The organism is Streptomyces sp. NPDC050145 (assembly GCF_044460245.1).
Classification (GTDB): Bacteria; Actinomycetota; Actinomycetes; order Streptomycetales; family Streptomycetaceae; genus Streptomyces.
Window position 1 is genome coordinate 362,460 of sequence record NZ_JBITJS010000005.1, and the last position, 26,277, is coordinate 388,736.

General features: G+C 72.2%; 24 protein-coding genes and 2 tRNA genes. 6 read left to right on the forward strand and 20 right to left on the reverse strand.

All coding sequences use genetic code 11. The annotated features are described in order from the left end of the window. Positions 1-131 precede the first annotated feature (131 nt). Positions 132-1,994 (reverse strand): translation elongation factor 4, encoded by a 1,863-nt coding sequence (lepA, locus tag ACIBTU_RS13105; protein WP_399126133.1) that lies wholly within the window; start codon positions 1,992-1,994, stop codon positions 132-134. 235 nt (positions 1,995-2,229) lie between these two features. Between lepA and rpsT the strand changes: the two genes are divergently transcribed. Beyond that, positions 2,230-2,496, forward strand: a complete 267-nt coding sequence (gene rpsT / locus ACIBTU_RS13110) for a 30S ribosomal protein S20 (RefSeq protein WP_399126134.1) — start codon at positions 2,230-2,232, stop codon at positions 2,494-2,496. A gap of 358 nt (positions 2,497-2,854) precedes the next feature. Here rpsT and holA read toward each other — a convergent pair whose 3' ends face one another. The 3 genes from holA to ACIBTU_RS13125 form a co-directional block, all read right to left on the reverse strand. Continuing rightward, positions 2,855-3,838, reverse strand: coding sequence for a DNA polymerase III subunit delta (gene holA / locus ACIBTU_RS13115; RefSeq protein ID WP_399126135.1), 984 nt, complete (start codon positions 3,836-3,838; stop codon positions 2,855-2,857). Between the two features lie 66 nt (positions 3,839-3,904). After that, positions 3,905-4,150: a hypothetical protein gene (locus tag ACIBTU_RS13120; protein ID WP_399126136.1), complete on the reverse strand. Its 246-nt coding sequence runs from the start codon at positions 4,148-4,150 to the stop codon at positions 3,905-3,907. Between the two features lie 51 nt (positions 4,151-4,201). Next, positions 4,202-5,083 carry a YceI family protein gene (locus tag ACIBTU_RS13125; RefSeq protein WP_399126137.1) on the reverse strand — a complete coding sequence of 294 codons (882 nt, stop codon included), beginning with the start codon at positions 5,081-5,083 and terminating at the stop codon, positions 4,202-4,204. 390 nt (positions 5,084-5,473) lie between these two features. Here ACIBTU_RS13125 and ACIBTU_RS13130 point away from each other — a divergent pair, with 390 nt between their 5' ends. Further along, complete coding sequence (locus ACIBTU_RS13130) at positions 5,474-5,689, forward strand: hypothetical protein (protein ID WP_399126138.1); 216 nt, start codon at positions 5,474-5,476, stop codon at positions 5,687-5,689. A 73-nt stretch (positions 5,690-5,762) separates the two neighbouring features. Here the strand turns inward: ACIBTU_RS13130 and ACIBTU_RS13135 are convergent, their stop codons facing one another. The 5 genes from ACIBTU_RS13135 to leuS all read right to left on the reverse strand — a co-directional run bounded on the left by ACIBTU_RS13135 (position 5,763) and on the right by leuS (position 14,279). After that, positions 5,763-8,315 carry a ComEC/Rec2 family competence protein gene (locus tag ACIBTU_RS13135; RefSeq protein ID WP_399126139.1) on the reverse strand — a complete coding sequence of 851 codons (2,553 nt, stop codon included), beginning with the start codon at positions 8,313-8,315 and terminating at the stop codon, positions 5,763-5,765. Next, a complete protein-coding gene (locus tag ACIBTU_RS13140; protein ID WP_399126140.1) occupies positions 8,312-9,169 on the reverse strand; it encodes a helix-hairpin-helix domain-containing protein in 858 nt (285 codons plus the stop codon). The genes ACIBTU_RS13135 and ACIBTU_RS13140 overlap by 4 nt, the downstream gene beginning before the upstream one ends. A 404-nt stretch (positions 9,170-9,573) precedes the next feature. Further along, positions 9,574-10,422 carry a DegV family protein gene (locus ACIBTU_RS13145; protein ID WP_399126141.1) on the reverse strand — a complete coding sequence of 283 codons (849 nt, stop codon included), beginning with the start codon at positions 10,420-10,422 and terminating at the stop codon, positions 9,574-9,576. A gap of 63 nt (positions 10,423-10,485) precedes the next feature. Next, a complete protein-coding gene (locus ACIBTU_RS13150; RefSeq protein WP_399126142.1) occupies positions 10,486-11,244 on the reverse strand; it encodes a hypothetical protein in 759 nt (252 codons plus the stop codon). A gap of 134 nt (positions 11,245-11,378) precedes the next feature. Beyond that, complete coding sequence (gene leuS, locus ACIBTU_RS13155) at positions 11,379-14,279, reverse strand: leucine--tRNA ligase (protein WP_399126143.1); 2,901 nt, start codon at positions 14,277-14,279, stop codon at positions 11,379-11,381. 523 nt (positions 14,280-14,802) lie between these two features. On the opposite strand from leuS, the gene ACIBTU_RS13160 reads away from it, so the two are divergent. Together ACIBTU_RS13160 and ACIBTU_RS13165 are read left to right on the forward strand one after the other, a co-directional pair. Further along, a complete protein-coding gene (locus ACIBTU_RS13160; RefSeq protein WP_399126144.1) occupies positions 14,803-15,792 on the forward strand; it encodes a hypothetical protein in 990 nt (329 codons plus the stop codon). After that, a complete protein-coding gene (locus tag ACIBTU_RS13165) occupies positions 15,789-17,363 on the forward strand; it encodes an NADH-ubiquinone oxidoreductase-F iron-sulfur binding region domain-containing protein (RefSeq protein ID WP_399126145.1) in 1,575 nt (524 codons plus the stop codon). The genes ACIBTU_RS13160 and ACIBTU_RS13165 overlap by 4 nt, the downstream gene beginning before the upstream one ends. Positions 17,364-17,443: 80 nt before the next feature. Here the strand turns inward: ACIBTU_RS13165 and ACIBTU_RS13170 are convergent. The 4 genes from ACIBTU_RS13170 to ACIBTU_RS13185 form a co-directional block, all read right to left on the reverse strand. Continuing rightward, positions 17,444-17,516: transfer RNA gene (locus ACIBTU_RS13170), tRNA-Ala, on the reverse strand. Positions 17,517-17,630: 114 nt separating this feature from the next. Next, positions 17,631-17,864 carry a hypothetical protein gene (locus tag ACIBTU_RS13175; RefSeq protein WP_188338988.1) on the reverse strand — a complete coding sequence of 78 codons (234 nt, stop codon included), beginning with the start codon at positions 17,862-17,864 and terminating at the stop codon, positions 17,631-17,633. Between the two features lie 10 nt (positions 17,865-17,874). After that, positions 17,875-18,069, reverse strand: a complete 195-nt coding sequence (locus ACIBTU_RS13180) for a hypothetical protein (RefSeq protein ID WP_399126146.1) — start codon at positions 18,067-18,069, stop codon at positions 17,875-17,877. A gap of 89 nt (positions 18,070-18,158) precedes the next feature. Then, complete coding sequence (locus ACIBTU_RS13185; RefSeq protein WP_399126227.1) at positions 18,159-19,523, reverse strand: MFS transporter; 1,365 nt, start codon at positions 19,521-19,523, stop codon at positions 18,159-18,161. Positions 19,524-19,784: 261 nt separating this feature from the next. Between ACIBTU_RS13185 and ACIBTU_RS13190 the strand changes: the two genes are divergently transcribed. Continuing rightward, positions 19,785-20,702, forward strand: coding sequence for a helix-turn-helix transcriptional regulator (locus tag ACIBTU_RS13190; protein ID WP_399126147.1), 918 nt, complete (start codon positions 19,785-19,787; stop codon positions 20,700-20,702). Positions 20,703-20,744: 42 nt separating this feature from the next. Here the strand turns inward: ACIBTU_RS13190 and ACIBTU_RS13195 are convergent. The 7 genes from ACIBTU_RS13195 to ACIBTU_RS13225 form a co-directional block, all read right to left on the reverse strand. Next, positions 20,745-20,817: transfer RNA gene (locus tag ACIBTU_RS13195), tRNA-Ala, on the reverse strand. Between the two features lie 134 nt (positions 20,818-20,951). Beyond that, on the reverse strand, positions 20,952-21,599 hold the full coding sequence (locus ACIBTU_RS13200) for a histidine phosphatase family protein (RefSeq protein WP_399126149.1): 648 nt from the start codon (positions 21,597-21,599) through the stop codon (positions 20,952-20,954). Beyond that, entirely contained in the window at positions 21,596-22,030 is a 435-nt protein-coding gene (gene rsfS, locus ACIBTU_RS13205; protein ID WP_384628664.1) for a ribosome silencing factor, read from the reverse strand. The genes ACIBTU_RS13200 and rsfS overlap by 4 nt, the downstream gene beginning before the upstream one ends. Positions 22,031-22,170: 140 nt before the next feature. Then, entirely contained in the window at positions 22,171-23,844 is a 1,674-nt protein-coding gene (locus tag ACIBTU_RS13210; protein ID WP_399126151.1) for an LCP family protein, read from the reverse strand. Positions 23,845-23,870: 26 nt separating this feature from the next. Next, positions 23,871-24,533 carry a nicotinate-nucleotide adenylyltransferase gene (gene nadD, locus ACIBTU_RS13215; RefSeq protein WP_399126152.1) on the reverse strand — a complete coding sequence of 221 codons (663 nt, stop codon included), beginning with the start codon at positions 24,531-24,533 and terminating at the stop codon, positions 23,871-23,873. A 44-nt stretch (positions 24,534-24,577) separates the two neighbouring features. Continuing rightward, a complete protein-coding gene (locus ACIBTU_RS13220; RefSeq protein ID WP_399126153.1) occupies positions 24,578-24,742 on the reverse strand; it encodes a hypothetical protein in 165 nt (54 codons plus the stop codon). A 140-nt stretch (positions 24,743-24,882) separates the two neighbouring features. Beyond that, entirely contained in the window at positions 24,883-25,026 is a 144-nt protein-coding gene (locus tag ACIBTU_RS13225) for a hypothetical protein (RefSeq protein ID WP_399126154.1), read from the reverse strand. 128 nt (positions 25,027-25,154) lie between these two features. On the opposite strand from ACIBTU_RS13225, the gene ACIBTU_RS13230 reads away from it, so the two are divergent. Continuing rightward, the gene (locus tag ACIBTU_RS13230; RefSeq protein WP_399126155.1) at positions 25,155-26,273 is read left to right on the forward strand and encodes a M48 family metallopeptidase; all 1,119 of its coding nucleotides are present in this window, start codon (positions 25,155-25,157) and stop codon (positions 26,271-26,273) included. The last annotated feature ends 4 nt before the right edge of the window (positions 26,274-26,277 follow it).

Here is a 26,277-nt window from a genome sequence, read left to right on the forward strand (position 1 = left end):
GGCCCGCCCCCCCCCCCCCGGGCCCCCCCCCGGGCGGCCCGGCGCGCCCCCCCCCCCCCCCCCCCCCCGGGGGGGGGCCCGCCCCCCCCCCCCCCCCCCCCCCCCCCCGCCACAACCCGCTCGGCCGGGGCCTACTTCTTGGCCTTGCCGCCGCTCTCGTCGCTGGACAGCACCGCGATGAAGGCCTCCTGCGGGACCTCCACGGAGCCGACCATCTTCATCCGCTTCTTGCCTTCCTTCTGCTTCTCCAGCAGCTTCCGCTTACGGGAGATGTCACCGCCGTAGCACTTGGCGAGGACGTCCTTGCGGATGGCGCGGATCGTCTCGCGGGCGATGACCCGGGAGCCGATGGCGGCCTGGATGGGCACCTCGAAGGCCTGGCGCGGGATGAGCTCGCGCAGCTTGGCCACGAGCCGCACGCCGTACGCGTAGGCCGCGTCCTTGTGCGTGACGGCGGAGAAGGCGTCGACCTTGTCGCCGTGCAGCAGGATGTCGACCTTGACCAGGCTGGAGTCCTGCTCGCCGGTGGGCTCGTAGTCCAGGGACGCGTAGCCGCGCGTCTTGGACTTCAGCTGGTCGAAGAAGTCGAAGACGATCTCCGCGAGCGGCAGCGTGTAGCGGATCTCGACGCGGTCCTCGGAGAGGTAGTCCATGCCGAGCAGCGTGCCGCGACGGGTCTGGCACAGCTCCATGATCGAGCCGATGAACTCGCTGGGGGCGAGGATCGTGGCGCGCACGACCGGCTCGAAGACCTTGTCGATCTTGCCTTCGGGGAACTCGCTCGGGTTGGTGACCGTGTGCTCGCTGCCGTCCTCCATGACCACGCGGTAGACCACGTTGGGCGCGGTGGCGATGAGGTCGAGGCCGAACTCGCGCTCCAGGCGCTCACGGATCACGTCGAGGTGGAGCAGGCCGAGGAAGCCGACGCGGAAGCCGAAGCCGAGGGCGGCCGAGGTCTCCGGCTCGTAGACGAGCGCGGCGTCGTTGAGCTGCAGCTTGTCGAGGGCCTCGCGCAGGTCCGGGTACTCCGAGCCGTCCAGCGGATAGAGACCCGAGAAGACCATCGGCTTCGGGTCCTTGTAGCCGCCGAGCGCCACGGTCGCGCCGTTGTGCAGGGAGGTGATCGTGTCACCGACCTTGGACTGGCGGACGTCCTTCACACCGGTGATGAGGTAGCCCACCTCGCCGACACCGAGGCCGTCGGCCGAGAGCATCTCGGGCGAGTTCGTCCCGATCTCGAGGAGCTCGTGCGTCGCGCCGGTCGACATCATCCGGATCCGCTCACGCTTGTTGAGCTGACCGTCGACGACACGGACGTACGTGACGACACCGCGGTACGAGTCGTAGACCGAGTCGAAGATCATCGCGCGGGCGGGGGCGTCCTTGACGCCGACCGGGGCCGGGATCTGCTCCACGACACGGTCGAGCAGCGCCTCGACGCCCATGCCGGTCTTCGCGGAGACCTTGAGCACCTCCTCGGGGTCGCAACCGATGAGGTTGGCGAGCTCCTCGGAGAACTTCTCGGGCTGCGCGGCCGGCAGGTCGATCTTGTTCAGCACCGGGATGATCTTGAGGTCGTTCTCCATCGCCAGGTACAGGTTGGCGAGGGTCTGCGCCTCGATGCCCTGAGCGGCGTCGACCAGCAGGACCGTCCCCTCGCACGCGGCGAGCGAGCGCGAGACCTCGTACGTGAAGTCCACGTGGCCCGGGGTGTCGATCATGTTGAGGATGTGCGTGTTGCTCTTGTCGTGGGTGGGAGCCCACGGCAAACGCACCGCCTGGGACTTGATCGTGATGCCGCGCTCGCGCTCGATGTCCATCCGGTCGAGATACTGAGCACGCATCTGCCGCTGCTCGACCACTCCGGTCAGCTGGAGCATCCGGTCGGCGAGCGTGGACTTGCCGTGGTCGATGTGCGCGATGATGCAGAAATTGCGGATCAGAGCCGGGTCGGTACGGCTCGGCTCGGGCACATTGTTAGGGGTCGCGGGCACGCAGGGTCCTGTCTCTTGAGGCGCCTTGTCCTCAGGTCGGCCTCGGTTGGGATCGTCACGTAGCTTCCATGGTCCCACGGCGGCGGGACTGCGCCCGGTTTGGGCCGCTCGGAGGGCGACTGGTACCGTGGGCAGCTGTGTCTCATGCCCTCTCAGCGCGAGGCACAGACTCAGTGACAATCACCGGTACGGGACCTTCACCGGCCCCGTGCCTGAACCTGCAAAGGCTCATTTCGTGGCGAACATCAAGTCCCAGATCAAGCGGATCAAGACCAACGAGAAGGCTCGGCTGCGCAACAAGGCCGTCAAGTCCTCCCTGAAGACCGCGATCCGCAAGGCCCGTGAGGCTGCTGCCGCGGGTGACGTCGAGAAGGCCACCGTCGCCGCGCGCGAGGCTTCGCGCAAGCTCGACAAGGCCGTCTCGAAGGGCGTCATCCACAAGAACCAGGCCGCCAACAAGAAGTCGGCGATCGCTTCCAAGGTCGCGTCCCTCAAGGGCTGAACCTTTCGACTGATCTGACGCCGGAAGGAATCGGGCGGGCCCTCTCTCATCCGCCCCCGACCGGCCCCCGAGCCCGCACGCGGCCTGCGTTCGCCACGCGGGTGTGGGCTCAATCTTCAAAGCTTTCCCCGAGTGCCCCCGCCTCCGACAGGAACGGGGGCACTCGGCATTTCTCCCATGGAGCCCGGGCGCGGGTTTGTCTCTTCAAGCCCGTCCGGCGTTTGAGGACGAGGCCGAAGGCCGACAGGGGGGGGTCTGGGGGCGCAGCCCCCAGGGACGGGACGGGAAGGGGCGGCGGGGGCGACCTCCCCAGACCCCAGCCACCACGAACCGGCCGTCAAAGTCGAAAAACGGGGGCCTACCCCCGGGCCCGCGCAGCCCGCGCGACAGCCACAACGGCCTTCTCCAGGGCATACCCGGGATCGTCCCCGCCCCCCTTGACCCCGGCATCAGCCTCGGCAACGGCCCGCAACGCCACGGCGACCCCGTCCGGAGTCCACCCCCGCATCTGCTGCCGCACCCGATCGATCTTCCACGGCGGCATCCCCAGCTCCCGCGCCAGATCCGCAGGCCGCCCACCCCGCGCGGACGACAGCTTCCCGATCGCCCGCACCCCCTGAGCCAGCGCACTGGTGATCATCACCGGCGCCACCCCGGTCGCGAGCGACCACCGCAACGCTTCGAGCGCCTCCGCGGCCCGCCCCTCGACGGCCCGGTCCGCGACGGTGAAGCTCGACGCCTCGGCCCGCCCCGTGTAGTACCGCCCGACGACGGCCTCGTCGATGGTCCCCTCGACATCGGCCCCCAACTGCGCGACGGCAGAGGCCAGCTCCCGCAGATCGCTCCCGATCGAGTCGACGAGCGCCTGGCACGCCTCCGGCGTCGCGGACCGCCCGAGCGCCCGGAACTCCCCGCGCACGAACGCCAGCCGGTCCGCCGGCTTCGTCATCTTGGGGCAGGCGACCTCCCGGGCCCCCGCCTTGCGCGCCGCGTCGAGCAGCCCCTTGCCCTTGGCCCCGCCGGCGTGCAGCAGAACGAGCGTGATCTCCTCGGCGGGCGCGCCGATGTACGCCTTCACGTCCTTGACCGTGTCCGCCGACAGGTCCTGCGCATTGCGTACGACGACGACCTTGCGCTCGGCGAACAGCGACGGGCTCGTCAGCTCGGCCAGCGTGCCGGGCTGCAGCTGGTCGGGGGTGAGGTCGCGCACGTCGGTGTCGGCGTCGGCCGCGCGCGCGGCGGCGACCACCTGCTGCACCGCGCGGTCGAGCAGCAGGTCCTCCTGGCCCACCGCGACGGTGAGCGGAGCGAGCGGATCGTCGTTTGCAGTCTTCCTGGCCATCGCGGTCAAGCATCCCACGGGGCACTGACAGCCCGGCCCGGCCGCGGCCGACTCCCGCGGGGCGGCCTACGGCTCTTCGCGCCAGCCGTCCCACTCCCCGGCGAACGCGTCCAGCGCCGCCGGGTCCAGAACCTCGTCCGGGTCCTCGACGACCAGGAGCCACTGCGCGTCCTCCGCGTCGTCCTCCCCGGCCAACGCGTCCCGTACGAGCTGGGGCTCCTCGGTGAGGCCGAAGCGCTCCCCGAGCGCCTCGGCGGCCTCCTCCGCGGCGTCGCGGTCCGGCAGCACCAGTACGTGTCTCACATCGCTCACGGCACCATCTTCGGACACGCGCGCGACGCGGCCCGCACCGGGCGGCCCGGATCAGCTCTTGGGCACGACCTGGATGTCCAGCTCGATCTTCACACTGGTCCCGACAGCGGCGATGCCGCGCGCGAGCATGGTCTGCCAGCTGATGGTGAAGTCGTCGCGGTGCAGTTCGGCGGTGGCGCGGCAGGCCGCGCGGGTCTCGCCCTCCATACCGTTGCCCAGGCCCAGGTACTCGGCGTCGAGCGTGACCGTGCGGGTCACGCCGTGCAGCGAGAGCGCGCCGGTGATCGCCCAGCGGCTGCCGCCCTTGTGCGTGAACTTCTCGCTGTAGAACTCCAGCGTCGGGAACCGCTCGACGTCCAGGAAGTCGGCGGACCTGAGGTGGTCGTCGCGCATCTGCACGTTCGTGTCGATGGACGAGGCGTCGATGACGACGTGCATCGCGGACTGCTCGACGCGCTCGGCGACGCGCAGCGCGCCGGCGAAGGTGTTGAACCGGCCGTGGATCCGGGCGAGTCCGATGTGCCGGGCCGTGAACGCGATCGAGGAGTGCATCGGCTCGATCTCCCAGTCGCCCGCGTCGGGCAGCTGCGGCGGCTGGGCGACCTGGAGCATGACGTCACCGACGGACGCGTGCCCGCTCTCGCCGACGCTGGCGTTGCCGTGGAAGGGCGTGTAGCCGTCGGCGGTCACCGCGAGCCGGTAGTCACCGGCGGGCACCGTGGCCATGAACGAACCGAACGGGTCCGTCCCTCCCGTGACCACCTGGCGCCCCATGGCGTCGTTGACGACGAGTTCGGCGGTGCGTATCGGCTCGTTGACGGGATCGAGGACCCGGCAGCTCAGCATCCCCGCGCTGGGTGGCACCGCCATCTCCGCCAGGGGATTGGCCCGTTGTACCCGGTTCGTACGGTTTCCCAGCCAGCGGCCGAACATGAACTACCTACCCCAGTGCGTCTTGACAACAGTAGTTGCTAGATGAACGAAGACGTATTCGACCATCGTTGCGGCTTTCGAGGCAACACGAGCCCACAACGCGGGAATCGCAGAGAAGGCGCCCTGGAGCCCGAATTACCTACTCCGGTTAGCGTTTCGCCAGCTCAGTGGCTTTTTTACTCACCGGTAGCAACCTCTTGTGCACATTCCGCGAAACTTCCCGCCCCTCACGCCCGACCCCCCTCACGGTGGGGCCCGAACCGACCGCGGATGGCAACACCTCCACCCCGACCCCCTGCCCCGGACCTCCTCCCGTCGCCCGTTCGGGGTTCGATACGCGCCACGTTGCGGTACAACCGAGCGCAGGCATCGACAGGGGGCGGTAGAGGCATGGGGCGACGGCTGCTCGGCTTCGCGATCGTGTGGGTGGGGTTCTACGGGGCGATGGCTCTCGGGGCCGTGCCGGGTTCGGCGACCGCCAGGGATCGGCTGATGAGCCTCCTCGTGTCGCTCCCGGCCTGGGGATACATCGGCCTCCGCGCCCGGCGCGAGATCCGCAGGGCCCGGGACACCCCGAAGCCTCAGCCTCGACCTGACCAGCGATGAGCCCCCCGGAGCCCGAGCCAGAGCCGAGCCCGGGACCGCCGGCCATCACCAATCTGCAATCAGCGCTCAGCGCTCAGCGGCGAGCCACCCCGAGCCTCACTCGTGCCCCGCCCTCACCCCCACCCCCTCCGACGACCGCGATCGCCCCGTCCCGGTCCGTCCGGAGGACCGCCGCCCCCTGTCCGCGCAGCGCCGCCAGCGTGCGCGGCGCCGGGTGCCCGTACGTGTTGTCCGCCCCTACGGAGATCAGCGCGAGCCGGGGCGCCACCGTCCGCAACAGCCCCGGGTCCTGGTACGCCGAGCCGTGATGCGCGACCTTCAGCACGTCCACCCGGGACAGCCCGGCCCCGCCGGTCGCCCGCAACAGCGCCCGCTGCGCCGCCGGTTCGAGATCGCCGAGCAGCAACAGCCGCAGCCCAGCCGTCCGCACGAGCAGCGTCACGCTCGCGTCGTTCGGCCCCTCCGGCCTCGGGGCCGGCCGCGCCGCCGTGCCGCCCGGCGGCCACAGCACCCGCCAGTCGAGCGGACCCGCGCGCCGCCGCTCCCCCGCCGCCGCCCGGCCCAACGGCACCCCGTGCCGCGCCGCGACCCGCCGCACGAGCGCCGCCTGGTCCGCCGGCTCCCCGAACCCCGTCGTCTCGATCGCCCCCACCGCCCGCCCGCGCAACACCCCGGCCAGACCTGCCACATGATCGGCGTGGAAGTGGGTGAGCAGCACGAGCGGAATCCGGGTGATGCCGAGCGATCGCAGGCACCGGTCGACGAGCAACGGATCGGGGCCCGCGTCGATCACCACCCCGGTGCCCGGCCCGGCCGCGAGCACCAGGGCGTCGCCCTGCCCCACGTCGCACATGACCAGCCGCCAGTCCGGCGGGGGCCAGCCCGTGACCACCCGGGTCACCGGCGGCGGCTGGACGACGAACAGCACCAGCAGCACCGCGCAACCCCCCAGCGCCCAGGGCGACCTGACCGCTCTTCGGCCCAGCGCGATCAGTACCGCCGTGGCGAGTGCGAGCAGGGCGCCGCCGCGCCAGCCGTCCGGCCAGTCGATGCCGCTGCCCGGCAGCGCGGCGCCGGTCCGCGCGATGTCCGCGATCCAGCCCGCGGGCCATCCCGCGCACCAGGCCAGGAACTTCGCGGCGGGCATCGCCCACGGCGCCGTCGCCAGCGCCGCGAACCCGAGCACGGTCGCGGGTGCGACGGCGAACTCCGCGAGGAGATTGCACGGCACCGCCACCAGGCTCACCCGCGCGGCGAGCACCGCCACCACGGGCGCGCACACGGCCTGTGCCGCCGCGGCCGCCCCGAGCGCCTCCGCGATCCGTGCCGGCACCCCGCGCGCGGTGAGGGCCGCGCTCCAGCGCGGGGCCACGGTCAGGAGGGCACCGGTCGCGAGGACCGAGAGCAGGAATCCGTAACTCCGGGCCAGCCACGGGTCGTAGAGGACCAGCAGCAGCACGGCCGTGGCCAGCGCCGGGATCAGGGATCTGCGGCGCCCGGTGGCGATGGCGAGCAGGGCGATCAGTCCGCAGGACGCGGCCCGCAGCACGCTCGGCTCGGGCCGGCACACCACGACGAAGCCCAGGGTGAGCGCCCCGCCGAGCGCCGCCGTACCGCGCAGCGGCAGCCCGATCCGGGGTGCGAGGCCCCGCCGTTCGGCGCGCTGCGCGGTGCCGGGCGGGCCGATCAGCAAGGCCAGCAGGATGGTGAAGTTGGCTCCGCTGACGGCCATGAGGTGCAGCATGTCGGTTTCCTGGAACGCCGCGTGGAGCTCCGGGCCGACCCGCGCCGTGTCGCCGACGACGAGTCCCGGCAGCAGCGCCCGCGCGTCCTGCGGCAGCCCGTCCGTCGCCTCGCGCAGCCCCGCACGCAGGGCCCCGGCCAGGCGCTGCGTCCGGCTCGGCGCGCCGACGGTCTGCGGCGGATCGTCCTTCCCGATCCGCAGCACGGCCGCGATCCGGTCGCCGTCGACGATCGGTGGCGCGAGTCCGCCTTCGACGCGGAGCCGGGTGGTGGGCAGGAGCGACAGCCAGCGGCCGCGGGCGGTCGCCGAGCCGTCGGCGATGACCAGGACCGGGGTGCGGCCCCGTGTCCGAGCGCCGTCCGCCGTGGTCACCCCCACCACGTCGGCCTCCACCAGCACGGCGGACCGTGTCGTGCGGTCGCCGCTGACCCGGGGCCGGGTGAGCCGCGCGTCGCCGGTGAGCTCGATCTCGGCCCGTACGGCGGCGTGCCGCTCGGCGAGGTCCGGTACGGGACCTCTGCGCGGCTCGGCGCCGTGTAGGCCGGCCGAGGTCGCCGCCGCGGCGACGCACAGCAGCAGCGCGGCGGCGGACGGGCTCCGCCAACGGGCCGGTGCCGACTGCCCGATGGCGGTGTTGGTGCCGGTGCCGCTCCCGGTACGGGTGGGGCCGGTCCGTGCCACGATCAGGAGGACCGCCCCGACGATCACGCAGGCGCCCGCGGTGAGCGCCGTGGCCAGGGCCGGCGTCGTGAGGGTCACCGCCGCGGTCGCCCAGGTCGCGAGCGCGGGCGGCACCAGCCGCAGATCGGTGTGCCGCGCCTCCCTCGGGGCGTCCCCCCGGTCCTGCTCCTGCTCCTCCTCCTGCTCCCTCCTGGTCGTCATGGCCGCACGAGGTTCTGCAGGTCCTCGAAGCGGCGGTCCCCGATGCCGTTCACCTCGCGGAGTTCGTCCACGGAGCGGAAACCGCCGTGCTCCGTGCGGTAGTCGACGATGTGCTGGGCCAGCGCGGGGCCGACACCCGGCAGCGTTTCGAGCTGGTCGGCGGTGGCCGTGTTGAGCCCGATAGGGGCTGCGGGCGGACCCGGCGGACCTCCCGCGGCGGTGCTCGGGGACCCCGCAGGGGCACCGGTCGTCGGTGCTCCGACGAGGACCTGCTCCCCGTCGATCAGCAGCCGCGCCTGGTTGAGCCCCGCCGTGTCCGTGCCGGGGCGCACCCCTCCGGCGGCCCGCAGCGCGTCCGCGACCCGGGACCCGGCGGGCAGGCGGCGGAGCCCGGGGCGGCGCACCTTTCCGCTGACGTCGACGACCAGCCCGGCGCCTCCCGCGGCCGTCGGGGCGGGTGAGGCCGGAGCGCCGGGCGCCTCCTTGCCGTCCCCCGTGAAGTCGCCCTCCTTGAAGTCGTCCCCCGCGAATCCGGCGTCCGGCTCGGCCGCGCGCACCGCCTGCGGGGGCCGCACCGGCTGGGTGCGGCCGGTCCAGAAGTGCTGTACGGCGAACAGGGCCACGACGGCGATCAGCACGACGAGGGCGACCGCTCCGCGCCGCTCGATCCCGCAGCGCGTCTGCATCCACAGCGGCAGCCGGTCCCGCACGGCGAGGGCGGCCCGGGCCCGCCACGGCCCGGCGGCGAGCTGCGGCTGCGGCTGCGGCTGCGGCTGGGGCTGGGGCTCGGGCTCGGGCGGCGGATCCGGAGCGGGCGCGGGTTCGGGCTCGTCGGGCGAAGGCCTCGCCGACACAGGTGCGGGCAAAGGCGCAGGCGCAGGTAACGGCACAGGCACCGGCACCGGCACCGGCTTCTCAGTCGGTGCGGCGTGCGGCGCGAACAACGCGTGGGCGCGGGTCCGCTCGGCCGCGACCCGGCGGTGCCGGGCGCGTCGGCGCCGCGCCCCGTCACGGTGTCGTGCGCGGCTGTCGGAACCGGGAGCGCGCCCGGGTCCCGTGGTCGTACGGGCTGTCCTGGTCAGTGATCGAAGTGCCATGCCACGAGACGGTAGGCACGAGCGTCCCGCGCAGTGGATCTTGCTCAATTCCCGGGGACGACACGGCGATTGTGGATAACTCCGTCACCCACACGAGCCCCAGCCACACCCACCGCCCCAACCACAGCCCCAAGCACAGCCCCGCGCAACCCCGCCCGGCCTCAAGCCCGCGGCGACACAACCGCCCCGAGCAGCCCCGGCCCCGTGTGCGCCCCGATGACCGCCCCGACCTCGCTGACATGCAGCTCGGCGAGCCCCGGCACCCGCTCCCGCAGCCACGCGGCGAGCGCCTCGGCCCGCTCGGGCGCGGCGAGATGGTGGACGGCGATGTCGACCTGCCCGCTGCCGGCGCGCTCGGCGACGATCTCCTGCAGCCGGGCGATGGCCTTGGACGCGGTGCGGACCTTCTCGAGGAGTTCGATGCGGCCGCCGTCGAGCTGGAGCAGCGGCTTGACCGCGAGGGCGGAGCCGAAGAGGGCCTGGGCGGCGCCGATCCGGCCGCCCCGGCGCAGGTAGTCGAGGGTGTCGACGTAGAAGTAGGCGGAGGTGCCTGCGGCCCGCTTCTCCGCGGCGAGGACGGCCTCGTCGATGCTGCCGCCGGCGTCGGCGGTCTCGGCGGCGCTGAGGGCGCAGAAGCCGAGGGCCATGGCGACCATGCCGGTGTCGACGACCCGGACCGGCACGGGTGCCTCGCGGGCGGCGAGCACGGCGGCGTCGTAGGTCCCGGAGAACTCGGAGGAGAGGTGGAGCGAGACGATGCCGGTGGCGCCGGACTCGGCGACCTTGCGGTAGGTCTCGGCGAACAGCTCCGGGCTGGGTCTCGACGTCGTCACCGGACGACGCTTCTGGAGCGCTTCGGCGAGCGAGCGGGCGGAGATCTCGGTGCCCTCTTCGAGTGCTCGGTCGCCCAGGACCACGGTCAGCGGCACCGCCGTGATGTCGTGGCGCTCCATCGTCAGGTGCGGCAGGTAGGCCGTGGAATCGGTGACGATCGCGACATGGCGGGACATGCTCCGGAGATTACCCGCCGGGGATCGTGCGCGGCAGCCCGGCCCCCGTGCGGGGGCCGGTGATCAGGTGGTGCTCTCGGGGCGGGGCTTCTTCTGCCACGGGTAGGCGGGGCGCGGGCCGGACGGGGTGATCTGCGGGCGGGCGCGCTCCGGTCCGGGCTGCGGGGCGGCCTCCGCGGCGGGGGTGGTGCGCGGGGTGGGACCGGTCTGCGGAGTCGGACCGGAGTGCGGACTCGGACCGGTCCGGGGAGTCGAGCCGGTCTGCGGGGTGTCCGTGGTCGTCGTCCAGTGCCGCAGGGCTCCGGCCTCCACGTCGATCTGTCGGCTGAGGTCGTCCAGGTCGTCGCTCGCGAAGTGGCTGGCGCGGTCGCGGGCGGCGTGCCGCAGCGCGTCGGCGGACGCGGTGATCTGCTCGGTGCGTGCTCTCAGGTCGGGGAGCAGACGGGCGAGGTGCGCCTTGTCCGGTTCGCTCTCCAGGCGCTTGAGGTCGGCGTCCAGCTCGCGGCCGTGGGCGCTGAGCCGGTCGAAGAGGCCGAGGGACTCCTGAAGGGTGGGGTCGTCACCGACGCCGGCGTGCAGCGCGTCCTGGGTGGCGCGCATGGAGCCGCGCAGCCGGAGTCGCAGCTGGGCGAGCTCGCTGGCGGCGCCCGGCTGGGCGAAGCTGCGGGCGCGCAGGGTGGTGTCCTCGACAGCGCGGCGTGCCTGCTCGACCTTGCGGTCGACACCGCGCTTGGCGGCGCCGACGGCCTTGACGGTCGCGTAGGCGCCGAGGGCGAGGAACGCCACGAACATCAGCACCACGATCAGGATCACGGCTTCCATGACGCTCCTCCCACCCACCTCTTCGGTTCTGCCGCCGACGGCCGGCGCACGCTGTCTCCACCGTAAACGGAGCGGGCAGGCCGAGGGTTCCTGAACGACCCCCAACCTGCCCGTAGGGAATATCCCCGAGTGCCTTACGCAGGCACGATGTTCACCAGCTTCGGCGCGCGGACGATGACCTTGCGGATACCGGCGCCGTCCAGGGCCGCGACGACCTTCTCGTCGGCCAGCGCGGTGCGCTCCAGGTCCTCGTCGGAGATGCTCGGGGAGACCTCCAGGCGGGCCTTGACCTTGCCCTTGATCTGCACGACGCAGGTGACCGTCTCGTCGACGACGTACCGCGGGTCGGCGACGGGGAAGTCCTGGTGGACGACGGAGTCGGTGTGGCCCAGCTTGCGCCACAGCTCCTCGGCGACGTGCGGGGCCAGCGGCGCGACCAGCAGCACCAGGCGCTCGGCGACGGCGCGCGGCAGGCCGCCGCCCGCGTAGGCCTTGGTCAGGTGGTTGTTCAGCTCGGTGACCTTGGCGATGGCGGTGTTGAAGCGCATGCCCTCCAGGTCGCCGCGGACTCCGTCGATCGCCTTGTGCAGGGCGCGCAGCGTGTCGGCGTCGATGGCGTCCTCGGGGACGTCGGCGACGGTGATCCCGCCGGTCGTCTCGTCGACGATGTTGCGCCACAGGCGCTGCAGCAGGCGGAACTGGCCGACGACCGCGCGGGTGTCCCACGGGCGGGAGACGTCCAGGGGGCCCATCGCCATCTCGTACAGGCGCAGGGTGTCGGCGCCGTACTCGGAGCAGATCTCGTCGGGCGTGACGGCGTTCTTCAGGGACTTGCCCATCTTGCCCAGCAGGCGGGAGACCTTCTCGCCCTCGTAGTAGTAGGCGCCGTCCCGCTCCTCGACCTCGGCGGCCGGTACGGCGATGCCGCGCGCGTCCCGGTAGACGTAGGCCTGGATCATGCCCTGGTTGAACAGCTTGTGGAACGGCTCGGCCGAGGAGATGTGGCCCAGGTCGAACAGGACCTTGGACCAGAAGCGGGCGTACAGCAGGTGCAGCACGGCGTGCTCGGCGCCGCCGACGTACAGGTCGACGCCGCCGGTGGGCTGACCCTCGCGGGGGCCCATCCAGTACTGCTCGATGGCGGGGTCGACCAGCTTGTCGCTGTTGTGCGGGTCCAGGTAGCGCAGCTCGTACCAGCAGGAGCCGGCCCAGTTGGGCATCGTGTTGGTCTCGCGGCGGTACTTGCGCGGGCCGCGGCCGTCGCCCAGGTCCAGCGTGACGTCGACCCAGTCCTGGTTGCGCGACAGGGGCGTCTCGGGCTCGGTGTCGGCGTCGTCCGGGTCGAAGGTGCGCGGGGTGTAGTCGTCGACCTCCGGCAGCTCCAGGGGCAGCATCGACTCGGGCAGCGAGTGGGCGATGCCGTCCTCGTCGTAGACGATCGGGAAGGGCTCGCCCCAGTAGCGCTGGCGGCTGAACAGCCAGTCGCGCAGCCGGAAGTTGACGGTGCCGTGGCCGATGCCCTTGCGCTCCAGCCATTCGGTCATGCGGGCCTTGGCGTCGGCGACGCCCAGGCCGTCCAGGGTGACCTCGTCGCTCGCGGAGTTGACCAGCTTCGCCTCGTGGGCGACGAAGGCGTCGTCCCACGTGGACGGGTCGGTGCCGCGGTCGTCGGAGGGCTCGACCACGCAGCGCATGGGCAGCTCGAAGGCGCGCGCGAAGGCGAAGTCGCGGGCGTCGTGCGCGGGGACGGCCATGATCGCGCCGGTGCCGTAGCCCATCAGGACGTAGTCGGCGATGAAGACGGGGACCTGCTCGCCGCTGACCGGGTTGGTGGCGTACGCGCCGGTGAAGACGCCGGTCTTGTCCTTGGCCTCGGCCTGGCGCTCGACGTCGGACTTCGAGGCGGCCTGCTTGCGGTAGGCGGCGACGGCGTCGGCGGGGGTGGCGTGGCCGCCGGTCCACACGTCGTGGGTGCCCTCGGGCCAGGCGGCCGGGACGATGGTGTCGACCAGGTCGTGCTCGGGCGCCAGCACCATGTAGGTGGCGCCGAACAGGGTGTCCTGGCGGGTCGAGAAGACGGTGATGACCTCGTCGGAGGCGTCGAAGCCGAAGTCGATGCGGGCGCCTTCGGAGCGGCCGATCCAGTTGCGCTGCTGCAGCTTGATGGCCTCGGGCCAGTCCAGGCCGTCCAGGTCGTCGATCAGGCGGTCCGCGTAGGCGGTGATGCGCATGTTCCACTGGCGCAGCTTCGCCTTGAAGACGGGGAAGTTGCCGCGCTCGGAGCGGCCGTCGGCGGTGACCTCCTCGTTGGCCAGGACGGTGCCCAGGCCGGGCGCCCAGTTGACGGGCGCGTCGGAGGCGTAGGCCAGGCGGTACTCGCCCAGGATGTCGGCGCGCTCGGTCTCGTTCAGCTCGCTCCAGGTGCGGCCGCCGGGGACGGCGCGCTCACCGGTCTCGAACTGCTGGACCAGCTCCGCGATGGGACGGGCCTTCTTCAGGTCGTCGTCGTACCAGGAGTTGAAGATCTGCAGGAAGATCCACTGCGTCCACTTGTAGTACTCCGGGTCGATCGTGGCGAACGACCGGCGCTTGTCGTGGCCCAGGCCCAGGCGGCGCAGCTGCGCCTTCATGTTCTCCATGTTGGCCTCGGTCGACGTGCGCGGGTGCGTGCCCGTCTGCACGGCGTACTGCTCGGCGGGCAGGCCGAACGCGTCGAAGCCCAGGGTGTGCAGGACGTTGTGGCCGTTCATGCGCTGGAAGCGGGCGAAGACGTCCGTGGCGATGTAGCCCAGCGGGTGGCCGACGTGCAGGCCCGCACCCGACGGGTACGGGAACATGTCCATGACGAACTTCTTCGGGCGGGACGCGATCGCCGGGTCACCGGCCAGGTCGCCGCTCGGGTTGGGCGCCTCGTACGTGCCGTCGGCGTCCCAGAAGTCCTGCCAGCGTGCCTCGATGTCGGCGGCCATGGCCGCCGTGTAGCGGTGCGGCGCGACCGCCGCCTCGGACGGGGCGGCGGTATTCGTCTCGCTCATGATCCTCAAAGCTCCATCGATCGTCTCTGCCAGTCGGCCCTTGCCCAGGAAATGAAAAAGCCCCTCGCACAGGAGGGGACGCCGCGCCGATTCCGACCTCACGCCCGGGGGCGGGTCGGGACTGATCAGCGCGGCTCGCTAAGCAGAAGGCGTACGGCACGCATGGCGTCAGGGTACCGCAGGCTCCGCGCGGGCCGCGACGGACTTCCACGGGCGAGGGGTTACTCCGCGTACCGACCTCTATCGGGGCAACACAAAGGCGTGCCTCCCTCCGGACACGGCGAGATAACGACGAGATAACTCAAACCTCGTACTGGCCGGTATGTGTCGACCTAGAGTGCGGGCGTGGGTCCACCGTGCCGAACGTTTCGGAGTCGCCCCCATGAACTCTCTGAACCCTCGCGCCTCCCGCGCCGTGCATTCCCCGCACTCCTTGTGGAGTTCGCCGTCCTCCGCCCGTGGCCGCCGTATACGGACGGGGGTGCTGAGCGCGGCCGCCTTACTGCTCATACCCGTGGTCGTGATGGCGGGTGACGACGCCTTCCGGGCGGCCCTCGACTTCACGACCGGCGTGCTCTCCCTGGTGTCGCTCACGGCGTCCGTCGCGTGGGGCCTCGTCGCCTCCGACCGGCTGTTCCTGACCTCACGGCAGCGGTTGCTCTCCCAGGGCGTCCACCGCGCCACGGCGGTCGCCTCGCTGGGGTTCCTGCTGCTCCACGTCAGCGTGAAGCTCGCCCTCGCGCACGTGACGCCGGCCGGTGCCCTGATCCCCTTCGGGACGGGATTCTCCGGCAGCAGCGGCCTGATCGGCCTGGGCGTCCTCGCCGGGCTCCTCATGGTGACGACCGGCGTCACGGGCGCCCTGCGCAGCTCCATGGCCTCCCCGGCCCGCCTCGCGGCCCGCTGGCGCGCGACCCACATGCTCGCCTACCCCGCCTGGTGCCTGGCCCTGATCCACGGCCTGTACGCGGGCCGCCCGCCCAAGACGTACGTGGTGGTCCTGTACGTCCTGTGCCTGGTGGCCGTCGCCGCAGCGGTGGCACTGCGCGCGGCCCCGCCGCCGGTGAAGCGCGCGGTGGCGGCGCGGATCCTGGCCCTGCTCGCCCCCGGCCCGGCGCCCGAGACCGCGCAGCCGCCCGCGCGCCCCACCACGGAGCCCTACGTACGCCCCGAAGCCGCCGCGAGCACGGCACCCCGGCCCGCGCGGACACAGGCGCCCTCCGGCATCGGCTTCTCGGCCGCCTACCGGGCCGTGTCCGCTGCGCCGCCCCAGCCGTACGAGGAGCCCCCGCACGCCGGGCCACCGCCCGGCCCGCGCTGGCCCGCCCCGTCACCCCCGCCACCCGCGCAGGCCCCGCCCCCGGCGACGTACGGATACGACCACGCGCCCCATGAAGAGACGGGTTCCTACGGCGCCCCCTTCCAGGCGCCCGCCGCGGGCGAGCCCTGGGCCACGCCCGCACCCCCGACCTGGCCCTATGAAGAAGACCAGCCCTACGGAGGCACGCGGTGAACACGGCACTGCCCGACGTCCCCGAGGTCCGCGTCGTCGGCCTGCCGCAGCTCACCTCCGGGTTCGACCTCGTGGAGCGGCTCGACCTCGACATGCATCTGAAGGTGCACGGCCCCCTGGAGCCCATGCCCGGGGAGCGCCTGGCGCGTCTGGCGCAGGCGGTGTCGCTGCGCGGGCGGGGCGGCGCCGGTTTCCCCTTCGCCAAGAAGCTGCGCGCGGTCGCCGAGTCGGCGATCCGGCGCGGGGTGCGGCCCGTGGTCGTGGTCAACGGCAGCGAGGACGAGCCGGCCTGCCGCAAGGACACCGTGCTGCTCAACCGCGCCCCGCACCTGATCCTCGACGGCGCCCTGCTGGCCGCCGAGGCGATCGGCGCACGCACCCTCGTCGTCGGCGTCACCCGGGACTCGACGGAGGCGTCGATGCGCACGGCGCTGGCCGAGCGCGGCCTGTCGAACCGGCGGAACGTGCCGCTACGCGCGCGTGTGCAGCGCAATCCGGTGCGGATGGTGACCGGGGAGTCCTCGGCGCTGATCCGCTCGGCGGACGGCGGCCCGCCGCTGCCCCCGGGCCGCAAGGTCCGCGCCTCCGACTCCGGGGTGGGCGGCGCCCCGACCCTGCTGTCGAACGCGGAGACGTTCGCCCAGCTCGCGGTGGCCGCCCGGATCGGGGCGGAGCGCTACGGCCGCACCGGCCTGCACGACGAGCCGGGGACGGTCCTCCTGACGCTGTCCGGCGCGGTGGCCCGCCCGATGGTCCTGGAGGTGCCCTCCGGCGTCCCGCTGCGGTACGTGCTCCAGCTCGCCGGCGCTCCCCCGCTCCCCCAGGGCGTGCTCACGGGCGGCTATCACGGCAAGTGGCTGGACGGCGTCGGCGCGCAGGACGCGATCGTGTCCCGCGCCTCCCTGGAGGCGTGCGGCGGCGCGCTGGGGGCGGGCGCGATCCTGCCGATCGGCCCGGACACCTGCCCGCTCGGCGAGTCGCTGAAGGTCGCGCAGTGGCTGGCGGCGGAGAGCGCCGGCCAGTGCGGGCCCTGCTACCTCGGGCTGCCCGCGGCGGCGCGCGGCCTGGAGGACGTCCTGAACGGGGGCGGGCCGACGGCGCTGGAGGCCCTGCGCGAGATCACGCGCGCGGTGAAGCGGCGCGGGGCGTGCAAGCACCCGGACGGTTCGGCGGCGTTCATCGAGTCGACGATCGCGGCGTTCACGGACGATCTGGCCGCGCATGTGCTGGGCGCCGGCTGCGGCCGTCCGGTGCTCGGGGTGCTGCCGCTGCACGGGCAGGCGCCCGCGGGCTCCTCGCCGTCCGGGAAGCGCCTCGCGGTGGACTGGACGCTGTGCCGGGGCCACGGCCTGTGTGCGGACATCGTGCCGGAGCTGCTGCGGCTCGGCCCGGACGGCTTCCCGACGGTCGCGGAGGCGGCGGTGCCGCGCTCCGCGGAGGCGGACGCGGCACGGGCCGTCCGCCGCTGCCCCGCGCTGGCACTGCGCCTGGAGGAGGACCCGGCGGCGCTACCGCCCCGGCCGCTGCTCCCGCCCGCCCTGCCACCGGGCCGCAGCCGCGCACGCCGCTAGGGCCTGACCATAGGTCCGGCACACAAAGAAGCGGGCCGTCCGATCGGACGGCCCGCTTCTTCTACTGCTTCCAACTCTTGTGGAGCTAAGGAGAATTGAACTCCTGACCTCCTGCATGCCATGCAGGCGCTCTACCAACTGAGCTATAGCCCCTTGCGGTGTTCCACCTGGTGTTCCTGTCGGTTTCCCCGGCGGCGACGCCAACATTACACGGTCACCCCCGTGATTCACCAAATCGGTTTCCGGGGGCCCCGCACCCCCGGAGGCTCAGGCTCTGGCGAAGGAGTAGAAGCGCTTCAGGGTGCAGTGCTCGTCCAGGAGGCGGCCGTAGATCGGCTCTCCCTCCAGTTCCCGATACGTCTCGATCGGGTCGCCTTTTATGATCAGCGCCCGCGCGCACTCCTCGCACCAGTACTGGTACTCGGCGTTCACCGGCTCCATGTCGCGCACGATGGGCGTGCCGCTGCCGCACCAGTCGCACTTCCTCCTGTGTGACCCCATGTCGTTCCGCTCAGCTCCAGCTGTGGCCGCAGGCCGTGCACACGTACGAGATCCCGCCGTTGTCGCCCAGCATCTGGGCGACGTGGGAGGAGCCGCAGGACGGACAGTCGAGGGGAAGCGGGGCGTGCGCGCGGGCGGCGGACGCGGTGGGCGGCACGGTCACAGCGAGGAAGCGGTCGGCCTCCTCGTAGATGCTCAAGGGCATCGCGCACTCCCTCCCGTCCAGGCCGTAATCGTCGATCGGACGCAGCCCCCTTCCGGCCGTCCGATTCTGCCACGGCCCGGGCTCCCCGGTCAGCGACGCAGGCGTACCAGTCCGGACACGGCGCCGAGCGCGGCCGCCGCGGCCAGTGCGTAGGCGCACGTCAGAAGGGCGTCCGCCGAACTGTACGGACCGGGCACCCCTGTCGACTCGACGCGGCCGAGGAAAAGCGTGCCGAAGGCGGCCACGCCGACGAGTTGGCCGAGCTGGGTCACGGTGGTGAGCAGTCCGCTGGCGTCCGCGGCGTCCTGCGGGCGCACTCCGGCGAGGGCGCGGGTGAGGGTGGGGCCGAAGCCGAGGGCGAGTCCGGCGCCGGTGGTCACGAAGGCGGCGTACAGGCCGATTCCGCCGTCCGTGCCGTCGCGCAGGGCGAGGCCGGTGCCGAGCGTCCCGGCGGCGGTGAGCGCGAACCCGGCGGGGATCAGGGCGGGTTGCAGCCGGGCGGGCCAGCGGCGCCAGGTGAGACCGACGGCGCCGAAGGACACGGCGGTGGTGGCGAAGGTCAGTCCGGCGCGCAGGGCGCTGTAGCCGAGCCCGCTCTGCACGTGCAGCGTGAGGACGAACAGGTAGCCGGCGTTGACGGCCATCACGGTCAGGATCCGCAGGACGGCCGTGCCGATGCCGGGCAGGCGCAGCACGCGCGGGGCGACGATCGGGTCGCCGCCGCGCCGGGCGAGGGCGGACTCGTGGACGCACAGGAGGGCGAACACGACGACGGACGCGGCCATGCAGAGCCAGGCCCACAGCGGCCAGTCCTGTTCCTGGCCGAGGACGAGCGGCACGGTGAGCAGGCTGACGGCGCCGCCGAGTAGGACAAGTCCGGGCAGGTCGAGGGAGCGGGCGGGCCGTCCTGCGCGGGCCGGGTCGCGGGGCAGCGCGGGCCCGCCGAGGGCGAGGAGGGCCACGCCGACGGGCACGTTGACGAGGAAGACGGCGCGCCAGCCGGTGCCGAACAGGTCGGCGCTGACGAGGAGGCCGCCGAGGACCTGCCCGGCGGCGGCGCCGACGGCGAGGACGGCGGCGTACGCGCCGAGGGCGCGGGTGCGGGCCTCGCCGTCGAAGTGGCGCTGCACGAGGCTGAGGACCTGCGGGATCATCAGGGCCGCCCCGGCGCCCTGCGCCATGCGGAACGCGATGAGTTGGCCGCTGCTCTGCGCGAGGCCGCAGGCCAGCGAGGCGGCGGTGAAGGCGGCGAGGCCGGTGAGGATGACCCGGCGGTGCCCGTGGCGGTCGCCGAGCCGGGCGCCGGTGATCAGCAGGACGGCGTAGGTGATGGTGTATCCGGCGACGACGAGCTGCAACGCGGCGCCGGAGGCGTGCAGTTCGGTGCGGACGGTGGGTGCGGCGACGTTCACGATGAACACGTCGAGCACGGCCATGAACTGGGCGGCGAGCACCACCGCGAGGAGCCGGCCGCGCCCGGCGGAGGTGCGGGTGTCCGGCCCGTTGTCAGTGCCAGGGGCTTTACTGGATCCGGGAGTTGGCGACGGGGCGGGCTTCGGGGGCTGAGGACTTTCCGGGACGGTTGTCGTCATGACGGCAACACTGACGCGGGTACGGCACGGGTACCGAGAGCCCGCTGATGCTGGTATCGGCACCACCCGGCAGGCGCCTTCCGGGGCCGGGCGCGGGCGCACACGATGGGGGATGTGACGACGATGACCACTGGGCAGCACGGATCGCGGCACGGCGGCGCGCACCCGCGGCCGGGGGATCGCCGCAGGCCGGAGCTGGCGGCGTTCTTACGGGGGCGCAGGGCGCGGGTGAGCCCGCAGGACGTGGGGATGCCGGGAGGCCCGCGGCGGCGCACGCCGGGGCTGCGCCGGGAGGAGGTCGCGCAGCTGTCCGGGGTGGGGGTCACCTGGTACACGTGGCTGGAGCAGGGCCGTCCGATCAACGCGTCGGCGCAGGTCCTGGACGCGGTGGCGCGCACGCTGCGGCTGGACCTGCCGGAGCGGGAGCATCTGTACCACCTGGCGGAGGTGCCGTACGAGCCGGTGCGGGAGGCGGCGCCGGTGACGGTGGGGCCGGAGCTGCAGGCGGTGCTCGACGCGATGGACGGGCTCCCGGCGGTGGTCTACAACGCGCGCTTCGACCTGCTGGCGACCAATGCCGCCTACCGGGACGTGTTCATCGTGTCGCCGGCCACGATGGGCCCTCGGACGAACGCGCTGTGGACGCTGTTCGTGGCGCCGGAGCTGACCTGTCCGCTGGTGTTCCGTGAGGTGGAGCTGCCGGTGATGGTGGCGACGTTGCGCTCGGCGTACGGGCGGCACGTGGGCGAGCCCGCGTGGGAGGAGTTCGTGCGGGAGCTGGCGGAGCGGAGTGCGGAGTTCGCGCGGATGTGGGAGAGCGGGGACGTGGCGCCGCCGGGGTCGCGCGTGAAGACGTTCCGCCACCGGGCGGTTCCGGGGGAGCTGCGGATGACGACGACGTCCCTGTCGGTCGACGGGATGCCGGAGTGCCGGATCGTCGTCTACGCGCCGGCGGACGAGGAGTCGCGGCGGGGCCTCGCGCGGATCCGCACGCCCCGGGAAGGAACCCCGGAAGGAAGCTCTGAAGGCACCTGGACATGAAAAAGATCCCGCCCGATCGAATCGATCGGGCGGGATCTGCTGTGGAGCTAAGGAGAATTGAACTCCTGACCTCCTGCATGCCATGCAGGCGCTCTACCAACTGAGCTATAGCCCCTTGCTTCTGTTCTTCCCTCCGGGTTTCTCCCCGGCGGGCCGAACAAGAAGAACTTTAGCCTGCCACCAGCCAGAAAGTGAAATCCGGTCCCCGTGGCCCGCGGGGACCGGCCTCACCGCCGTGCGCGGGCCGGCTCAGTCGTCGTCTCCGAGGACCGGCTCGGGCAGCGTGCCCGCGTTGTGCTCCAGCAGCCGCCAGCCGCGGGCGCCCTCACCGAGGGCCGACCAGCAGCAGTTCGACAGGCCGCCGAGGCTCTCCCAGTGGTGGGGCTCCAGGCCGAGGAGACGGCCGATGGTGGTGCGGATGGTGCCACCGTGACTGACGACGACCAGCAGCCCCTCCTCGGGCAGCTTGTCGGCGTGGCTCAGCACGACGGGGGCGGCCCGGTCGGCGACCTCGGTCTCCAGCTCGCCGCCGCCGCGCCGCACGGGCTCGCCGCGCTTCCACGCCGCGTACTGCTCGCCGTAGCGCGCGATGATCTCCTCGTGGGTGAGGCCCTGCCACTCACCGGCGTACGTCTCGCGCAGGCCTTCGTCGTGCGTGACGTCGAGGCCGGTGAGGGTGGCGAGCTCGGCGGCGGTGGCCGCGGCCCGCTTGAGGTCGGACGCGACGATCGCGTCCGGCTTCATGGAGGCGAGCAGCCGGGCGGCGCGCCGGGCCTGGCCGAGGCCGGCCTCGGTCAGCTCGATGTCCGTGGAGCCCTGGAAGCGACGCTCCAGGTTCCAGGACGTCTGGCCGTGCCGCCAGAGGATGACCCGCCGCCCTTTGGAGGAGCGGGTCAAAGCAGCTCCCCCGCGTCGGCGGCGGCGGTCTGCTCGGCGTGCTCGGCGGCCTTGCCGCGGGTGGCCTTGGCGTCCTCGGGCAGGTCGAGCTCGGGGCAGTCCTTCCACAGGCGCTCGAGGGCGTAGAAGACGCGCTCCTCGCTGTGCTGGACGTGCACGACGATGTCGACGTAGTCGAGGAGGATCCAGCGGGCGTCGCGGTCGCCCTCGCGGCGCACGGGCTTGGCGCCGAGCTCCTTGCTGAGCCGCTCCTCGATCTCGTCGACGATCGACTTGACCTGGCGGTCGTTGGGCGCCGAGGCCAGCAGGAAGGCGTCCGTGATGGACAGGACGTCGCTGACGTCGTAGGCGATGATGTCGTGCGCGAGCTTGTCGGCGGCCGCCTGGGAGGCGACGGTGATGAGCTCGATGGAACGGTCGGTGGCGGTCACTACAAGGCTTTCGGTCGGCGGTCAGGACCTCCGGCGTGGCCCGTGCGGGCCCGCACGGGCGGGTACTCCAAGGGTCTCACGGACCGCCGACACGCCTCACTGCATTACCGGCGCCCCTGGAGCGGGGCGCCGGCAGGGGCTCAGCTGCCGCCTGTGTAGTCCTGGCCGATGACGACGGTCACGTCCGCGTTGGCCGCCGCCTTGCCCTTGCGGACCGCTCCGGCGGGCAGGCCGAGGGTCTTGGCGACCTCGACCGCGTCGTCCTTGCGGGCGGCGTCGGCGTAGGTGACCTGGGAGGTGACGGCCGTGGTGCCGGTGCCGGCCTCGACGAAGGTGTAGCCGCCGTTCACCAGGGTGATGCGGGCCTTCTCGGAGCGGGCCTTGTCGCCGGTGGCGTTCTTGACGCCGACGCGCAGGGCGTCGCCCTCGGCCGGGGCCTTCACGGTGCCGCCGAGCACGTCCTCGACGACGGAGTTCGCGGCGGCCTCGGAGAGGGTGCCGTCCGGTCCGACAGGAAGGAGCGCGGTCTTGTAGTCGCCCTCCTTGGCGTGGTCGGCGAGCTTGGCGAGGAAGGCGCCGAGGTCCTTCTCGGTGAGCGAGGGGTCGAGGATCTGCGCGAGGGTCTGCACGGTCGTCGTCGCGGCCTGCGGGTCGGAGGACAGCTTGCGCAGGACGCCCTGCATGACCTGGCCGAACCGCAGGAGCTGCGCGGTCTGGGCCTCGCCCTTGGCGCGGTAGGTGGCGTAGGCGACGGCCGCCGGGCCCGCGAGGGTCTGGTCCTCGCCCTTGTGGACGAGGAAGGTGCCCTTCTTGGCGGGGTCGGGCACGTCGGTGTTCGTCGTGACCTCGATGTTGCCGACGAGTTCGACGAGGTTGTTGAGGTAGGGGGTGTCGAGGCGCCAGGTGCCCTCGATGTCGGTGCCGAGGAGGGTGTCGATGGAGTCGCCGGTGCCGGCGGAGCCGTCCTCGTCGACGGACTTGGCGAGCGTGGTGGCGCTGCCGTCCTCGCCGCTGAGGGCGAGCGCGTTGGGCAGCAGGACGGTGGTGGCCTGGCCGGTGGTGGTGTTGTTGACCAGGAGGGCGGTGGAGGTGCCGCCGCCCTTGGTGTTGTGCAGGTGGACGACGACGACGTCGCGGTTCTGCGCTCCGGCGGCGGCCGGGCCGTCCTTCTTGGCGTCTTCGCCGCCGAGGAACGGCAGCTTGCCCTGGTAGCCGAGGTAGCCGACGCCGCCGATGAGGCACAGGGCGAGGACGACGACGAGGGCGACGATCCGGTTGCGGCCGCGCCGTTTGGCCTCTTCGCGGCGCTCGCTGCGCGACTCCGTGAACTTGAGCCAGTCGATGACGTCTTCGGAGTTCTCGTCCGGCTCCTCGATGAAGTCGAACTGCTCGGCGCCCTGGTCGCGGTCGTCGCGGCGCTCCGGCCCGGCGGGCGCGGGCGCCTGCTGCGGGATGTAGGCGGTGGCCTGCTCGGTGTGCGCGGGCCGCGGGGCGACGCGGGGCTGCTCGGCGGTGCCGGGCCCGGCGCCGTACGGGTCGTAGCCGCCGCCCTGCGGGTGGCCGGCGTACGGGTCGTACTGGGGCGGGGCCGCGGGCGGCTGCTGCTGCGGCATCGGCTGTACGGGCTGCTGCTGCACGGGCTGCTGCTGGTGGCCCTGACCGTCGGCCGCGTACGGGTCGTAGCCGTACCCGTACCCTGCGTTCTGCTCGTACGACGGCGCTTGCTGAGCCGGCCGGTAGACAGGCCGGCCGAACTCGTCGTAGCCGACCAGCTCGTAATTCTGCTGGTCGTAACCGTCGTATCGGTCGTTCACCGATGCCCCTCTCGGCGGTGCAGGGTTCAGGCGCCGCGGTACAGCTGGCGCTTGTCGATGTAGCGCACCACACCGTCCGGCACCATGTACCAGATCGGGTCGCCCTTGGCGACTCTGTCACGGCAGTCTGTGGACGAGATCGCGAGCGCGGGCACCTCGACGAACGAGACGCCGTCCTCGGGGAGTCCGGGGTTGGCGAGCGTGTGGCCGGGCCGGGTGACGCCGATGAAGTGTGCCAGGGAGAAGAGCTCTTCGGTGTACCGCCAGGTCAGGATCTGGCTGAGGGCGTCGGCGCCCGTGATGAAGAAGAGGTCCGTGTCCGGGTTGAGCGCGCGCAGGTCCCGCAGGGTGTCCGTGGTGTAGGTGGCCCCGCCGCGGTCGATGTCGATGCGGCTCACCGAGAACTGGGGGTTCTCGGCGGTCGCGATGACCGTCATCAGATAGCGGTCCTCGGCCGGCGACACCTGCTTGTCGCTCTTCTGCCACGGCTGTCCGGTCGGCACGAAGACCACCTCGTCGAGGTGGAACTGTGCGGCGACCTCACTGGCCGCCACCAGGTGTCCGTGGTGGATCGGGTCGAACGTTCCGCCCATGACGCCGAGGCGCCGCTTGGCGGGCGAGTCCCACTCGCGATCCGGGCCGCCGGCCGGGTTGTTGACCGGGCCGGTAGGCATGTCCTGCGCTCCCATGCGAGCAGAGCCTACTGGCCCGGTTCCCGTGACCTCGCCCGGGCTCAGCGGTCGCGGTTGAAGCGGGTGGTGATCCACAGCAGCAGAACGAGGATGACGAAGGCGGCGCCGCCCGTCATCAGGGGGCTGATGCTCTCGTGGTTGCCGCCGTGCTCGCCGCCCTCGGCGGCGAGAGTGGCCAGCTGGGCAGCGGTGGCGTGGAGGCTCATCTTCAGCAGGACCTATCCGGTGTGGGATCGGGATAAAGATTTCTGACCCATCGTAAGCGGGCCCCTCCGCGGGGCTCACGCCGACTCTGCCGTACGGGCGCGGCAGGAAGCCGTACGTGTCCGGAACCATCCCGGTGGTGTCATTCGTCTCGCTTGTAGCCGCGCAGCAGGAACCAGGCGAGAAACACCGCACCGAGGACGGACACCACGATCACGATGCGCAACAGATTGCCCGCGCCCTGCTGGGCCGCGGCGACGGCGATGAGGTGTTCGGCATGATCCATGACGGTTCGCTCCTTCTGAGTGCTGCCCCGCCACGGTATCTCCGCCTAGGGTGGACTCCGCCTCGGGGGCACAACCGAACACCGAAACGCCGTCGACACGATCGACCGGCCATCGACATGGGGGACGCATGCCCGACGTACCGAACGAGCAGCACGACAACGTTCCGAGCAGGCAGCGCCGGCGCTTCCCGGGGATCTCCTCGCGGGCGTACGAGCACCCGGCGGACCGCTCGGCCCTCGTCGCCCTGCGCAAGCTGAGCGGTTTCGACACGGTCTTCAAGGCGCTGAGCGGGCTGCTGCCCGAGCGGAGCCTGCGTCTGCTGTTCCTGTCGGACTCGGTGCGGGTGTCCGACGAGCAGTTCGCGCATCTGAACGCGATGCTGCGGGACGCCTGCTACATCCTGGACCTGGAGAAGGTCCCGCCGATGTACGTGAACCAGGACCCGCAGCCGAACGCGATGTGCATCGGTCTGGACGAGCCGATCATCGTGGTGACGACGGGTCTCGTCGAGCTGCTCGACGAGGAGGAGATGCGGGCCGTGGTGGGCCACGAGGTCGGGCACGCGCTGTCCGGGCACTCGGTCTACCGGACGATCCTGCTGTTCCTGACGAGCCTGGCGCTGCGGGTGGCGTGGATCCCGCTGGGCAATCTCGCGATCATGGCGATCGTGACGGCGCTGCGCGAGTGGTTCCGCAAGTCCGAGCTGTCGGCGGACCGCGCGGGTCTCCTGGTGGGCCAGGACCTGCAGGCGTCGATGCGCGGCCTGATGAAGATCGCGGGCGGCAACCACCTGCACGAGATGAACGTGGACGCGTTCCTGAAGCAGGCCGAGGAGTACGAGGCCGGGGGCGATCTGCGCGACTCGGTCCTGAAGATCCTGAACGTGATGCCGCGCTCGCACCCGTTCACGACGGTGCGGGCGGCCGAGCTGAAGAAGTGGTCCGAGACGCGGGACTACCAGCGGCTGATGGACGGGCACTACCCGCGCCGTGACGAGGACAAGGACACGAAGGTGTCGGACTCGTTCCGCGAGTCGGCCGCGCACTACACGGATCACGTGAAGAACTCGAAGGACCCGCTGATGAAGCTGGTCAGCGACCTCGCGGGCGGTGCGGGCGACCTGGGCGGCCGGGTGCGGCGCGGCTTCGGAAACTTCGGCGCGAACGGCTCGGGGAACGGAAGCGGGAACGGGAACGGGAACGGCGGGGACAACAGCGGGAATCACGGCACCGCCGAGGACGAGTGATCCG

Bases quoted from the DNA above. Each gene is read 5' to 3' on its own strand.
- holA (WP_399126135.1), bottom strand. From the start codon at position 3,838: ATGGCCAGGAAGACTGCAAACGACGATCCGCTCGCTCCGCTCACCGTC.
- ACIBTU_RS13125 (WP_399126137.1), bottom strand. From the start codon at position 5,083: ATGTTCGGCCGCTGGCTGGGAAACCGTACGAACCGGGTACAACGGGCC.
- ACIBTU_RS13130 (WP_399126138.1), top strand. From the start codon at position 5,474: ATGGGGCGACGGCTGCTCGGCTTCGCGATCGTGTGGGTGGGGTTCTAC.
- ACIBTU_RS13135 (WP_399126139.1), bottom strand. From the start codon at position 8,315: ATGACGACCAGGAGGGAGCAGGAGGAGGAGCAGGAGCAGGACCGGGGG.
- ACIBTU_RS13145 (WP_399126141.1), bottom strand. From the start codon at position 10,422: ATGTCCCGCCATGTCGCGATCGTCACCGATTCCACGGCCTACCTGCCG.
- ACIBTU_RS13150 (WP_399126142.1), bottom strand. From the start codon at position 11,244: ATGGAAGCCGTGATCCTGATCGTGGTGCTGATGTTCGTGGCGTTCCTC.
- leuS (WP_399126143.1), bottom strand. From the start codon at position 14,279: ATGAGCGAGACGAATACCGCCGCCCCGTCCGAGGCGGCGGTCGCGCCG.
- ACIBTU_RS13160 (WP_399126144.1), top strand. From the start codon at position 14,803: ATGGCGGGTGACGACGCCTTCCGGGCGGCCCTCGACTTCACGACCGGC.
- ACIBTU_RS13175 (WP_188338988.1), bottom strand. From the start codon at position 17,864: ATGGGGTCACACAGGAGGAAGTGCGACTGGTGCGGCAGCGGCACGCCC.
- ACIBTU_RS13180 (WP_399126146.1), bottom strand. From the start codon at position 18,069: ATGCCCTTGAGCATCTACGAGGAGGCCGACCGCTTCCTCGCTGTGACC.
- ACIBTU_RS13190 (WP_399126147.1), top strand. From the start codon at position 19,785: ATGACCACTGGGCAGCACGGATCGCGGCACGGCGGCGCGCACCCGCGG.
- nadD (WP_399126152.1), bottom strand. From the start codon at position 24,533: ATGGGAGCGCAGGACATGCCTACCGGCCCGGTCAACAACCCGGCCGGC.
- ACIBTU_RS13220 (WP_399126153.1), bottom strand. From the start codon at position 24,742: ATGAGCCTCCACGCCACCGCTGCCCAGCTGGCCACTCTCGCCGCCGAG.
- ACIBTU_RS13225 (WP_399126154.1), bottom strand. From the start codon at position 25,026: ATGGATCATGCCGAACACCTCATCGCCGTCGCCGCGGCCCAGCAGGGC.
- ACIBTU_RS13230 (WP_399126155.1), top strand. From the start codon at position 25,155: ATGCCCGACGTACCGAACGAGCAGCACGACAACGTTCCGAGCAGGCAG.